The sequence below is a fragment of the Cyanobium sp. NS01 genome (assembly GCF_014280235.1).
Classification (GTDB): domain Bacteria; phylum Cyanobacteriota; class Cyanobacteriia; order PCC-6307; family Cyanobiaceae; genus NIES-981.
Genome location: NZ_CP047940.1, coordinates 131650 through 144280 on the forward strand (window position 1 = coordinate 131650; position 12631 = coordinate 144280).

The window sequence follows — 12631 nt, forward strand, 5'->3', positions numbered from 1 at the left end:
CGACCTTAGGGAGGTTGCCTACGATCCCGCCACGCGGCGATCACGGCATGGGGCAGATCACTCAGGGCTTTGTCGGGGCGGTGGGCCACACCCCCCTGATCCGCCTGCGTGCCCTGAGTGAGCTCACGGGCTGCGAGATTCTGGGCAAGGCGGAGTTCATGAATCCCGGCGGCTCGGTCAAGGACAGAGCCGCCCTGGGCATCCTGCTGGAGGCTGAGCAGGAGGGTCTGCTGCGGCCGGGGGGCACCGTGGTGGAGGGCACGGCGGGCAACACCGGCATCGGCCTCACCCACCTCTGCAATGCCCGCGGCTACCGCGCCCTGATCGTGATTCCCGACACCCAGTCGGCCGAGAAGATCGGCCTGCTGCGCAGCCTCGGGGCCGAGGTGCGCACCGTGCCCGCCGTGCCCTACCGCGACCCCAACAACTACGTGAAGCTCTCGGGCCGCATCGCCGCCGAAACCCCAGGGGCGGTGTGGGCCAATCAGTTCGACAACCTGGCCAACCGCCGCGCCCACTACAGCTCCACCGGCCCCGAGATCTGGGAGCAGACCGAAGGCCGCGTGGATGCCTGGGTGGCGGCCACCGGCACGGGCGGCACCTACGCCGGCGTAGCCCTGTACCTGAAGGAACGCAAGCCTGGCGTGCGCTGTGTGCTCGCCGATCCGGAGGGCAGCGCCCTCTACAGCTGGGCCAGCAGCGGCGAGCTGCGCAGCGAGGGCAGCTCGATCACCGAGGGGATCGGCAACAGCCGCATCACCGCCAATCTGGAGGGTGCACCGGTGGATGACGCCGTGCGCATCGTCGACCAGGCCGCCCTGGACACCATCTATGGCCTGCTCTGGCAGGAGGGCCTGTTCCTCGGGGGGTCGGTGGGCATCAATGTGGCCGCGGCCGTGGAGACGGCCCGCCGCCTCGGCCCAGGCCACACGATCGTCACCGTGCTGTGTGACAGCGGCGACCGCTACCGCTCCCGGCTCTATGACCGGGAGTGGCTCGCCACCAAGGGGTTGCGGCAACCTGAGCGGGCCCTGGCCGCGGCCGGCTGATGCCTCCTGACTCCGCTCCTTCCGCGCAGCCGGGTGTGCTGATCGGCGATCGCTACAGGCTGGATCAATGCCTCAGCCAGGGAGCCCAGGGCAGCCTCTGGCGCGCCCGCGACCAGCTGGCCGGTGATGGCCTGGTGGCTCTGCGGCGGCTGGAGCCCAGCATCGACCAGGCCGCCGCCCTGGCCCGCTGGGGCCGGCTGCAGGGGGTGCTCCACCCCCAGGTGCCGCGGCTGGGCAGCCCGGTGCAGGACGGTGACGCCCTCTGGCTGGTGCGGGAGTGGCAGGGGGGGCGCACCTACCAGCAGCTGATCGAGGTGCGGGCCGAGCGGCAGATGGTGTTCGGCGCCGGCGAGGTGCTGCTGCTGGTGCGCCAGCTGCTGCCCGTGCTGGCGGTGTTGCATGGCCAGGAGCTGGTGCACGGCGATCTCTGTCCGGCCAACCTGCTGCGCCGCGACAGCGACGGCCTGCCCGTGCTGCTCGACTACGGGCTGGTGGCCGGCGGCGTGGTGGTGACTCCCGGCTATGCGCCCCCGGAGCTGGCCCACAGCTCCAGGCCCGAGGCCTGGATGGACCTGCATGCCCTCGGCGTGACGGCTCTGGTGCTGCTGAGTGGCGATGCGCCGGCCACCCTGCTGGATCCGGTCACGGCCCAGTGGCGCATGCCCGCGGCCCTGAGCACCGAGCCGGACCTGCAGAACACCCTGCAACGCCTGCTGCAGCGCCAACCGGATCAGCGCTTCGCGTCGGCCAGCCAGGCGCTCACGGCCTTTCAGGCCCTGGCCATGCCTGAGTCCACCGGCCCGGTGGCCAGGGCCGACCGCACCGTGGTGCTGGTGCCGCCGCCGGTGCGGCAGCCGGCCAGCCCCGCCGCTGCCGCCTCTGCGGCCCCTGCCGCTCCGCCGGATTTGCCGCCCCTGCGCTCCCCCGTGCCCGCCACCCCTGTCCGCAACCGGGGTGAGGCCAGGGATGAGGCCGCCGAGGGTGGCCTCTGGTCGGTGGTGATGGCCCTGGTGCTCTCCGCCGTGATCGGCACGGCGCTCGGTTGGTGGTGGCTCAGCCGCGGCCGCCAGGCGGCGCCCACGGTCCCGGATGCGGCCCTGCAGCTGCCCAGCGGCAGCCTTCCGCCTGGAGAGGTGGATCAGCGCCAGCAGTTGCTCAACCGGCTGCGCGCCCTGCAGGTGGATCGCAGCTGGTTTTTGAAGTTGGTGGACGCCAGCCTGCTGGCCCAGTTCCCGGAGCGGGGTGGACGCCCGCCCAGTGACTCCCTGGAAGACGCGCCCCTGCGCAAGGTGTGGAACGACCTGGCCGAGGAGTGGCTGGCCCGGGTGGAGCAACTGCCCCTGGGGATCCGCCGCCGTCTCGGCGGCTACAGCAACGCCGACTGGGAACGGCGCCAGCAGAGCCTGGCCAGCCAGGGGATCAGCCCCCAGGTGCTGCGTCAGCTGGTGTCGGGCAATGCCCAGAACCTGCTGCGGGGCCGGCAGGACTCGGGAATCCCGGCGGAGCCGTTCCGCCAGCTCTGGTTTGCCGCCGCTGAGCAGATCCTCGGCAGCATGCAGATCGAAGCGATCGAAGCCCGGCCCCTGCAGACCCAGACCATCTCGGCCTCGGTGGAGGCCGGTGGAGCGCGGCTGTTCCCGGTGCGGCTCACCCCGGGCCAGCGCCTGGTGCTCGGGGTGAACGGCTCGCCCCTGATGGCGATGAGCGTGTTCGGCGCCGACGGCACGCTGCTGGAGCCCAAGGGCCCGCTGCGGGTGGTGAGCCTGCCTGCCCAGAAGGCCTCCCCGGTTCAGCTGCTGGTGACCAATGAGGGAGTCGCTCCGGCCCTGATCACCCTGTCGCTGCGGGCCGACCTGCCCGTGCCCAGCGCCCCTCCGGAGCCCACCACTCCCCAGACCCCTGAAGCAGCACCGGAGCCTGGCGGGACAGCGGACCAGCCGCCGCGCTCGGTCCCTCCAGCCGCCCGACCGGAGGCCCCCCCGGACGGCGGGCCGCCGCTGCTCCGGGAGCCCCCCCCTCCCGTCGGGACCCCCAACGACGACGACGACGAGCCGAACCAGCCGGGCACCTAGAGCCGGGCGATGGCGGAGCGGGTGTCCTTGGCCTCCTGCTTGCGCTTCTCCTCCTGCCGCTTGTCGTGCAGCTTGCGGCCCTTGCCCAGGCCGAGGGACACCTTGATCCAGGAGCCCTTCAGATGCAGATTGAGGGGGATCAGGGTGAGGCCCTTCTGCTCCAGGGCCACGCGCAGGCGATCGATCTCGCGGCGGTGGGCCAGCAGGCGACGCACCCGCAGCGGCTCGTGGTTGAAGTAGGCGCCGGCATGGCTGTGGGGCGAGATGTGCACGTTGTGCAGCTGCAGCTCGCCGCCCCTGATCAGGCAGAAGCCGTCGCGCAGGTTCGCCTGCCCCGCCCGCACCGATTTCACCTCCGTGCCCAGCAGCTCGATGCCGCACTCGACATCGTCGAGGATCTCGTACTGATGCCGGGCGAAGCGGTTGTCGGCCAGCAGGCGCCTAGCCGCGTCGCGCTGGGCCTTGGCGGCCAGCTTCTTGGTGCCGCCCTTGGCCATGGTTCCGCTCTCGCTGCGCGCCTGCTCCACTGCCGACCCTAGGAGCCCTGCAGGGCGCCCCAGGCGGCACAGCGGCTGGGCGGGGCCGGTACCCTCCAGCCATGGCGATCGTCTCCTCCGGATCCCAGGGCCAGGATCGCCGCCGCAGCGGCGCTGGCTCCGGGCAGCGGCTGGTGGATCCCCAGGTTGATGCCGAGACTGCCCCCCGGCCCGAGGCTGCGCCTGAGGCTCCCCAGGCCCGCGAGGACTCGTTGCGCCCGCGTCGCCTGGCCGACTACATCGGCCAGGGCGAACTCAAGCAGGTGCTCGGCATCGCCATCGAGGCCACCCAGGCCCGCGCCGAGGCCCTCGATCACGTGCTGCTCTACGGCCCCCCGGGCCTGGGCAAGACCACCATGGCCCTGGTGCTGGCCGAGGAGCTGGGGGTGCGCTGCCGCATCACCAGCGCGCCGGCCCTGGAGCGCCCCCGGGACATCGTGGGCCTGCTGGTGAACCTGCAGCCCCGCGAGCTGCTGTTCATCGATGAGATCCACCGGCTCAACCGGGTGGCCGAGGAGCTGCTCTATCCGGCCATGGAGGACTTCCGGCTCGATCTCACCGTGGGCAAGGGCACCACCGCCCGCACCCGCAGCCTGCCGCTGCCGCCCTTCACCCTGGTGGGGGCCACCACCAGGGCGGGCTCGCTGAGTTCGCCGCTGCGGGATCGCTTCGGCCTGATCCAGCGGCTGGAGTTCTACGGCCTGCAGGACCTGCAGGCGATCGTGCAGCGGGCGGCCGGGCTGCTGCGCCTGCAGCTCGAGCCCGAGGCGGCCCTGGAGGTGGCCCGCCGCTGCCGGGGCACGCCGCGGATCGCCAACCGGCTGCTGCGCCGGGTGCGGGATGTGGCGGCCGTCAACGGTGAGCCCGTGATCACGGCGGCCCTGGTGGATCAGGCCCTCAGCCTGCACCGCGTCGACGGCCGCGGCCTCGATGCCCACGACCGCCGCCTGCTGCGGCTGATGCTGGAGGCCTACGGGGGCGGCCCGGTGGGGCTCGACACCCTGGCCGCCGGCCTCGGCGAGGACCCCGCCACCCTCGAGGCCGTGGTGGAGCCCTACCTGCTGCAGCAGGGCCTGCTGCAACGCACCCCCCGGGGGCGCTTGCTCACACCGGCCGGCCGCGCCCATCTCGACGCCCAGGGCGCCATCGCATGAGCTGGCGAGCCCTCGCTACCCGCCTGTCGAGGCTTCTGCTGGCCACCGGGTTGGTGCTGCTGGTCTGGCTGGGCAGCGCTGCCGCTGTTGGCGCCGATGGAGGGGCCGCAGGTGCCGAGCCGGATCCCGCCGCCCACGAGCGGCTGTTCGAGCAGGCTCTGCTGGCCAGCCGCCAGGGACGCTTCGGCGAGGCCCTGCCCCTCTGGGATGAGGTGCTGGAGCTGGCGCCCGGCGACGCCGCCGCCTGGAGCAACCGCGGCAATGTGCGCCTGGCCCTGGGCGATGCCGAGGCGGCGATTGCCGACCAGAGCCGCGCCGCAGCGCTCGATCCGGCCAGCCCCGACCCCCACCTCAACCGCGGCACCGCTGAGGAGTCGCTGGGGCGCTGGCAGGCCGCCGCAGACGATTACCACTGGATCCTGGAGCGTGATCCAGCCGATGCCTCGGCCCTCTACAACCTCGGCAACGTGCTCGGCTCCCAGGGCGACTGGCCAGCGGCCCGGGCCAGCTTCGAGGCGGCGTCGCTGGCCCGGCCGGGCTTTGCGATGGCCCGCTCCAGCGCCGCCCTGGCCGCCTTCCAGCTGGGGGATCGCGCCGAGGCTGAACAGGCGCTGCGCTCGCTGATCCGCCGCTATCCCCTGTTCGCCGACGCCCGCGCCGGCCTCACGGCCCTGCTCTGGCAACAGGGCCACCGCGGCGAGGCCGAGAGCAACTGGGCGGCCGCTTCCGGCCTCGATCCCCGCTACCGCCAGGAAGAATGGTTACGGCAGACGCGGCGCTGGCCGCCCGCTCCGGTGGAGGCTCTCCAGCAGTTCCTGGCCCTCTCCTGAGCCGCACCCCCCTGAGCTGATCCCCTGATGCCCACCAGCCCCACTCCTCTTGCGGCGACCTCTGGCCAGGCCGGCGGCTCCGGCGCCGGCTTCAGCTGGCAGTGCCTGGGCCTGGAGGCGGAGCTGCAGGCCGTGCTGCCGGAGCTGATCCAGCTGCGCCGCCACCTGCATCGCCACCCCGAACTCAGTGGCCACGAGCAGCAGACGGCGGCCCTGGTGGCCGGGGAGCTGCGCCGCTGGGGCTGGCAGGTGCGCGAGGGGGTGGGCCGCACCGGCGTGCTGGCCGAGCTGGGGCCGGCTGGCCCCGGGCCGGGTGGCGATCCCGCCGAGCCCTTCGTGGTGGCCCTGCGGGTGGACATGGATGCCCTGCCGGTGGAGGAGCGCACCGGGCTCGACTACGCCTCCACCACGCAGGGCCTGATGCACGCCTGTGCCCATGACCTCCACACCAGCGTGGGCCTGGGGGTGGCCCGACTGCTCAGCGCAGTGGCCCAGCGGCAGCCCCAGCTGCTGCGCCACCGGGTGCGGCTGTTGTTCCAGCCCGCTGAGGAAACGGCCCAGGGGGCCGCCTGGATGAAGGCCGATGGGGCGATGGAGAACGTGGCGGCCCTGTTCGGTCTGCATGCCTTTCCGAGCATTCCGGTGGGCACGATCGGGGTGCGCAGCGGCAGCCTCACGGCGGCGGCGGGCGAACTGGAGGTGGAGGTGCTGGGGGAGGGGGGCCACGGCGCCAGGCCCCACCAGAGCACCGATGCCATCTGGATCGCGGCCAGGGTGGTGAGCGGGCTGCAGGAGGCGATCTCGCGGCGGCTCGATGCCCTGCATCCGGTTGTGGTGAGCTTTGGTCGGATCGAGGGGGGCAAGGCCTTCAACGTGATCGCCGACCACGTGCGCCTGCTCGGCACGGTGCGCTGCCTCGACAACGACGTGCACGCCCAGCTGCCTGCCTGGATCGAAGAGACCGTCCACGCCCTCTGCCGCGGCCATGGCGGCGAGGCCCGGGTGCGCTACCGCTGCATCTCGCCGCCCGTGCAGAACGACGCGGCCCTCACCCAGCTGGTGGCCGAGGCCGGCACGGAGGTGCTGGGCGGCCAGCAGGTGCAGTGGCTGGATCAGCCCTCCCTGGGGGCGGAGGACTTCGCCGAACTGCTGGATGGCATCCGCGGCACGATGTTCCGCCTGGGGGTGGCCGGACCCGACGGCTGCACACCCCTGCACAGCAACACCTTCGCTCCCGATGAGGGGGGCCTGGCTGTGGGCGTGCGGGTGCTCACCCTGAGCCTGCTGCGCTGGATGGAGCGGCCCCGATGAGTCATCCCGCTGCCACGCGTCAGCGCCCGTTTCTTTACACCATGCTGGCCCTCTCCGCGCCGCTGCTGCTGGTGGTGGCCCTGGGGGTGCTGGCCCAGCGCCGCGGCCCCGACCGCTGGCAGGCGGTGCCGGCGCTGGTGATCGGCGCGGCCCTGCTTGGCACCAGCCTCCACAGCCGCCGCAGGCGGCGCCGCTCGTTGCTGGCGGCCCTGCGCCAGGGCCGGCCATCCGCCAGGCTGGAACCATGAGCGAAGCTTCCGACCCCCGCCCCCAGAACCAGCCTGCCGACCTGCCGGCGCTGGAGGAGGCCATCCTCTCCGGTGATCCCTCCCGTTCCATGCCGGCCCTGGTGGGGCTGCGGGAGGTGCCGGATGAGCAGGCCGTGCCGCTGCTGCTGCGGGGGCTGGAGCAGTCGGCCTTCATCGTGCGCTCCCTGAGCTGCGCCGGCCTGGGCGTGAAGCAGACCGAGGCCGGCTGGGAGGCCCTGGTGCAGGCCGTGCACCACGACGAGGACGCCAACGTGCGCGCCGAGGCGGCCAATGCCCTGGTGAGCTACGGGCTGGAGCGGGCCTGGCCCGTGGTGCTCGAAGCCTTCCGGGCCGACACCCAGTGGCTGCTGCGCTGCAGCGTGCTCTCGGCCGTGGCGGAGCACCCCGAGGCGCGGGCGGCGGATCTGCTCGAACTGGCGGAACTGGCCCTGGCCGATGCCGACGACACCGTGCGGGTGGGGGGCACCGAGATCCTCGGCCGCCTGGTCCAGCAGAGCTCGGCCCCGGCTGATGCCGGCGTGGTCGAGCGGGCCAGAACCCTGCTCAGCGGCCTGCAGCAGGACGGCGACCACCGGGTGGTGGCGGCGGCGCTGAACGGACTGCAGGGCAAGGCAGCCGAGGGCTGACGGCCGCGGCAAGGCGCCCCAGGGACAACCTTGCTAGCTTTCTGATGTCACTAGGGGTGCCCCGCACACGCCACTTCCGGCGGGTGTTGCCAGGGCTGAGATCACACCCTCCGAACCTGATCCGGGTCATGCCGGCGCAGGGAAGTGTGCCGAATCCAACCGTGGTCCGCCTGGTCCCGGGAGTGTTCGGATCCGGAGTTGTGCCTTCCCATCCCCTGGCCGCCGGTCCGTTTGCACCCCCTTCCCGAGCCGATCATGCGCAGCGCCTGGATTGAGAAGCGTCGTGGCGACGCCAACGTGTCCCAGATGCACTACGCCCGCCAGGGCGTGGTCACCGAGGAAATGGCCTTCGTGGCCAAGCGGGAGAACCTGCCTGAATCGCTGGTGATGGAGGAGGTGGCTCGGGGCCGGATGATCATCCCCGCCAACATCAACCACCCCAACCTGGAGCCGATGGCGATCGGCATCGCCAGCCGCTGCAAGGTGAACGCCAACATCGGCGCCTCCCCCAACGCCTCCGACCTCGATGAGGAGGTGGCCAAGCTGCGCCTGGCCGTGAAATACGGCGCCGACACGGTGATGGATCTCTCCACTGGCGGTGTCAACCTCGATGAGGTGCGCACGGCGATCATCAACGCCTCCACCGTGCCGATCGGCACCGTGCCTGTGTATCAGGCGCTCGAGAGCGTGCACGGCTCGATCGAGAAGCTCGACGCCGACGACTTCCTGCACATCATCGAGAAGCACTGCCAGCAGGGCGTTGATTACCAGACGATCCATGCCGGCCTGCTGATCGAGCACCTGCCGCTGGTGAAGGGTCGCCTCACCGGCATCGTGAGCCGCGGCGGCGGCATCCTGGCCCAGTGGATGCTCTACCACCACAAGCAGAACCCGCTGTTCACCCGCTTCGATGACATCATCGAGATCTTCAAGCGCTACGACTGCAGCTTCTCGCTGGGCGATTCGCTGCGTCCCGGCTGTCAGCACGACGCCTCCGATGCCGCCCAGCTGGCTGAACTGAAGACGCTGGGTCAGCTCACCCGCCGCGCCTGGGAGCACGACATCCAGGTGATGGTGGAGGGTCCGGGCCATGTGCCGATGGACCAGATCGAGTTCAACGTCAAAAAGCAGATGGAGGAGTGCAGCGAGGCGCCCTTCTACGTGCTCGGCCCGCTGGTGACGGACATCGCCCCCGGCTACGACCACATCACCAGCGCCATCGGCGCCGCCCTGGCCGGCTGGCACGGCACGGCGATGCTCTGCTACGTGACCCCCAAGGAGCACCTCGGCCTGCCCAACGCCGAAGACGTGCGTGAGGGCCTGATCGCCTACAAGATCGCCGCCCACGCCGCCGACCTCGCCCGCCACCGCCCGGGAGCTCGCGATCGCGACGACGAACTCAGCCGCGCCCGCTATGCCTTCGACTGGAACAGACAGTTCGAGCTCAGCCTGGACCCGGAGCGGGCCAAGGAATACCACGACGAAACCCTGCCGGCTGACATCTACAAGCAGGCCGAGTTCTGCTCGATGTGCGGACCCAAGCACTGCCCGATGCAGACCAAGATCACCGATGAGGATCTGGCCGGCTTGGAGCAGGTGCTGAAGACCCAGGAGGCCGCGGCAGGCCAGCCGGTGGGGGTCTGAGTGCGGCGGGGGCGGCCTCTGCAGCCCTTGTTACCTTCCCCATGCTCACAATCGAAACAGTTGAGCTTCTGCTGCTGGTGGCGGCCGTGGTGGCCATGCTGGCCCGCCGCTGGCGCCTGCCCTACAGCGTGGGTCTGGTGCTGGGGGGCATCCTGCTGGCCTGGCTGCCCTTCGCTCCTGATATCGCCCTGACGCGGGAGCTGATCTTCAATGCCTTCCTGCCGCCCCTGATCTTCGAGGCGGCGATCTGCATCGCCTGGCCCGCCCTGCGCAAGGACCTGCCGGTGGTGCTCACCCTGGCCACCCTGGGGGTGGTGGTGTCCGCCGGCGTCACCACCCTGGGCATGCACTACCTGGCCCACTGGAGCTGGCAGGCGGCCCTGCTGTTCGGTGTGCTGATCTCGGCCACGGATCCGGTGTCGGTGATCGCCACCTTCAAGGAGGCCGGGGTGCATGGCCGTCTGCGGGAGCTGGTGGAGGCGGAGAGCCTGCTCAACGACAGCACCGCCGCTGTCGGTTTCGCCATTGCGATCGCCTTCGCCACCGGCGCCACGATCACGCCCCTGGGCACCGTCCAGTTTCTGGCACTCACGATCGTGGGTGGGGTGGCCTGTGGCGCCGCCGTGGCCGCGGCCCTGCTCGCCCTGGCCGGCCGCACCGAGGACCCCCTGGTGGAGATCACCTTCACCACGGTGGCGGCCTACGGCTCCTTTCTGCTGGCGGAGCAACTGGAGGTGTCGGGGGTGCTGGCCACCCTCACCGCCGGCATCATGCTGGGCAACCTCGGGCCCCTGGGCGCCATCTCCCCCAAAGGCCGCGAAGCGGTGGAATCCTTCTGGGAGTACGCCGCCTTCGTGGTGAATTCGCTGATCTTCCTGCTGATGGGAATGCTGGAGGCCCACCAGAATTTCTCCCGGGTGCTGCTGCCGATCGGCATCGCCATTGGCCTGGTGCTGGCCGGCCGGGCCCTCTCCACCTATGGCTGCTGCGTTCTGTTCGGTTCGTCGCCGCTGCGGGTGAAGGCCAACCACCAGCACGTGCTCTTCTGGGGCGGCCTGCGCGGTGCCCTCGCCCTGGCGCTCGCCCTGGGCTTGCCCACCAGCCTTCCCTACCGCGACGCCGTGGTGACAACGGCCTTTGCGGTTGTGGCCTTCTCGGTGATCGTGCAGGGGCTGTCGATCACGCCGCTGATGCGGGGGCTTGGGGAGATCGCGCCTGCGCCGTCCGGCAGTCCTGTCGAGTCCTCGGGCTGAGCTGAGCGGGCCTGTGCGGCGCCGCCCCCCTTGCGCTCACATCCGCTCCAGGGTGGGAATGCCCAGCAGCCCCATGCCCAGCTTCAGGGTGGCGGCGGTGAGCTGGCAGAGGGCAAGGCGGGAGGCGCGGGCCGGCTCAGGTGCCTTGAGCACGGGCACCTGGTCGTAGAAGCGGTTGAACACCTGGCTGAGCTCGAACAGGTAGCTGCACAGCCGGTTCGGCAGCAGCTCCTCCTCCACCTCCACGATCACCCCATCGAGCTTGAGCAGCTCCCGTACCAAGGCCCATTCCTGCGGTTCGCTGAAGCTCAGCGCGCTGGGTGCCCCCGGGGCTGGATCCCCGGAACCGGCCGCCGCCCCATCGCCCCCCTTGCGGGCGATGCCGGCGATGCGCACCACGGAATAGAGCAGGTAGGGGGCCGTGTTGCCCTGCAGCGCCAGCATGCGATCGAAGCTGAACTGATAGTTGGTGCTGCGGTTCTGGCTGAGATCGGCGTACTTCACCGCCGCCAGGCCCACGGTGGTGGCCACCTGCTCGATGAAGGCCTCGTCTTCGCTGCGCTCTTCTTCGCTTAGGCGGCGGCGCAGGTCAGCCTCGGCCCGCTCCACGGCCTCATCCAGCAGGTCGCGCAGGCGCACGGTGTCGCCGGCACGGGTCTTCAGCTTCTTGCCGTCGTCGCCCTGCACCAGCCCGAAGGGCACATGCTCCAGGCGTGCCCCGGCCGGGATCCAGCCGGCCCTCTCGGCCACCTGGAACACCCCCGCAAAGTGGGCCGCCTGGCCCGCATCGGTCACGTAGATCACCCGCCGGGCGCCATCCCCCTCCGGCGGCGCCGCGAAGCGGTAGCGGATCGCGGCCAGGTCGGTGGTGGCGTAGTTGAAGCCGCCGTCGCGCTTCTGCACGATCACCGGCAGGGGCTTGCCGTCTTTTCCACTCACGCCTTCGAGGAACACACAGCGGGCGCCGTCGTCGGTCACCAGCAGGCCACAGGCCTCCAGATCGGCCACCACCGCCCCCAGATAGCGGTTGTAGAACGACTCACCCCGCTCGCTCAGGTCGATGGCGAGGCGGTCGTAGAGCTTCTGAAACTCGCGGCGGCTCTGGTCGCACAGCAGCCCCCAGGCCTTCAGCGACACCGGATCGCCCCCCTGCAGCTTCACCACCTCCTCGCGGGAGCTGGCCTGGAAGGCGCCATCGGCATCGAAGCGGGCCTTGGCCTGGCGGTAGAAGGCCACCAGATCGCCCAGGTCCACCGCGTCGGCGGTGCTGAGGGCCTCCGGCGCCACCTGCTTGAGATGGGTGATCAGCATGCCGAACTGGGTGCCCCAGTCGCCCACGTGGTTGAGCCGCAGCACCGGATGGCCGCGAAACTCCAGCAGCCGGGCCAGGGAGTCGCCGATGATCGTGGAGCGCAGGTGCCCCACGTGCATCTCCTTGGCGATGTTGGGGCTGGAGAAGTCCACGATCACCGGCGCCGGCGCTATAGAGCCGGGCTCCCGCACGCTCGGCACCCCCAGGCGCGGATCGTCGAGGCGGTGCGCCAGCTCGGCCGCCAGCCGCTCCGGCCGCAGGGTGAGGTTGATGAAGCCTGGGCCGGCAATCTGGGGCTCCAGGCAGAGCTCCGTGAAGCTGGGGTCGGTGCCGAGCTCAGCCACAAGTGCGCTGGCGATGGCGCGGGGCGCCTGGCCCAGCGGCTTGGCCAGGGCCAGGGCGCCATTGGCCTGGAAATCGCCGAATTCAGGCTTGCTGGCCGCCCCCAGCTGGGGATCCAGGCGGCCTCCGCCCTGCCGCGCCACCGCCGCCTGATCGGGAAACGCCCGCTCCAGGGCCGCCGTGAGCTGGGCTTCAAGGGCGTGGGCGATGCGCAGCATGGGTGGCAGGGGCGG

The 12631-nt window shown here is 71.2% G+C and carries 11 protein-coding genes and 1 riboswitch; of the genes, 9 read left to right on the forward strand and 2 right to left on the reverse strand.

From position 1 onward, the window contains the following. Positions 1-47: 47 nt before the first annotated feature. Positions 48-1049, forward strand: coding sequence for a cysteine synthase A (locus CyaNS01_RS00630; RefSeq protein ID WP_186698046.1), 1002 nt, complete (start codon positions 48-50; stop codon positions 1047-1049). Next, a complete protein-coding gene (locus CyaNS01_RS00635) occupies positions 1049-3121 on the forward strand; it encodes a serine/threonine protein kinase (protein ID WP_186698048.1) in 2073 nt (690 codons plus the stop codon). Before CyaNS01_RS00630 ends, CyaNS01_RS00635 begins: the two co-directional genes overlap by 1 nt. Here CyaNS01_RS00635 and smpB read toward each other — a convergent pair. Then, positions 3118-3618, reverse strand: coding sequence for an SsrA-binding protein SmpB (gene smpB / locus CyaNS01_RS00640; protein ID WP_186700007.1), 501 nt, complete (start codon positions 3616-3618; stop codon positions 3118-3120). The two genes, CyaNS01_RS00635 and smpB, sit on opposite strands and share 4 nt — an antisense overlap. 101 nt (positions 3619-3719) lie before the next feature. Between smpB and ruvB the strand changes: the two genes are divergently transcribed. The 7 genes from ruvB (at position 3720) to CyaNS01_RS00675 (ending at position 10744) form a co-directional block, all read left to right on the forward strand. Beyond that, positions 3720-4811 (forward strand): Holliday junction branch migration DNA helicase RuvB, encoded by a 1092-nt coding sequence (ruvB, locus tag CyaNS01_RS00645; RefSeq protein ID WP_186698050.1) that lies wholly within the window; start codon positions 3720-3722, stop codon positions 4809-4811. Further along, entirely contained in the window at positions 4808-5641 is an 834-nt protein-coding gene (locus CyaNS01_RS00650) for a tetratricopeptide repeat protein (RefSeq protein ID WP_186698052.1), read from the forward strand. Before ruvB ends, CyaNS01_RS00650 begins: the two co-directional genes overlap by 4 nt. A 27-nt stretch (positions 5642-5668) precedes the next feature. Beyond that, entirely contained in the window at positions 5669-6952 is a 1284-nt protein-coding gene (locus tag CyaNS01_RS00655; protein ID WP_225875716.1) for an amidohydrolase, read from the forward strand. Continuing rightward, positions 6949-7200 (forward strand): DUF3188 domain-containing protein, encoded by a 252-nt coding sequence (locus CyaNS01_RS00660; protein ID WP_186698053.1) that lies wholly within the window; start codon positions 6949-6951, stop codon positions 7198-7200. Before CyaNS01_RS00655 ends, CyaNS01_RS00660 begins: the two co-directional genes overlap by 4 nt. Continuing rightward, the gene (locus tag CyaNS01_RS00665; RefSeq protein ID WP_186698055.1) at positions 7197-7847 is read left to right on the forward strand and encodes a HEAT repeat domain-containing protein; all 651 of its coding nucleotides are present in this window, start codon (positions 7197-7199) and stop codon (positions 7845-7847) included. Before CyaNS01_RS00660 ends, CyaNS01_RS00665 begins: the two co-directional genes overlap by 4 nt. 42 nt (positions 7848-7889) lie before the next feature. Next, a riboswitch (TPP riboswitch) is annotated at positions 7890-8007 on the forward strand. Between the two features lie 95 nt (positions 8008-8102). Beyond that, positions 8103-9491 carry a phosphomethylpyrimidine synthase ThiC gene (gene thiC / locus CyaNS01_RS00670; RefSeq protein ID WP_186700011.1) on the forward strand — a complete coding sequence of 463 codons (1389 nt, stop codon included), beginning with the start codon at positions 8103-8105 and terminating at the stop codon, positions 9489-9491. A gap of 41 nt (positions 9492-9532) precedes the next feature. Continuing rightward, a complete protein-coding gene (locus CyaNS01_RS00675) occupies positions 9533-10744 on the forward strand; it encodes a sodium:proton antiporter (RefSeq protein ID WP_186698056.1) in 1212 nt (403 codons plus the stop codon). A gap of 36 nt (positions 10745-10780) precedes the next feature. Here CyaNS01_RS00675 and argS read toward each other — a convergent pair whose 3' ends face one another. Continuing rightward, positions 10781-12616 (reverse strand): arginine--tRNA ligase, encoded by a 1836-nt coding sequence (gene argS / locus CyaNS01_RS00680; protein WP_186698058.1) that lies wholly within the window; start codon positions 12614-12616, stop codon positions 10781-10783. Positions 12617-12631: the final 15 nt, after the last annotated feature.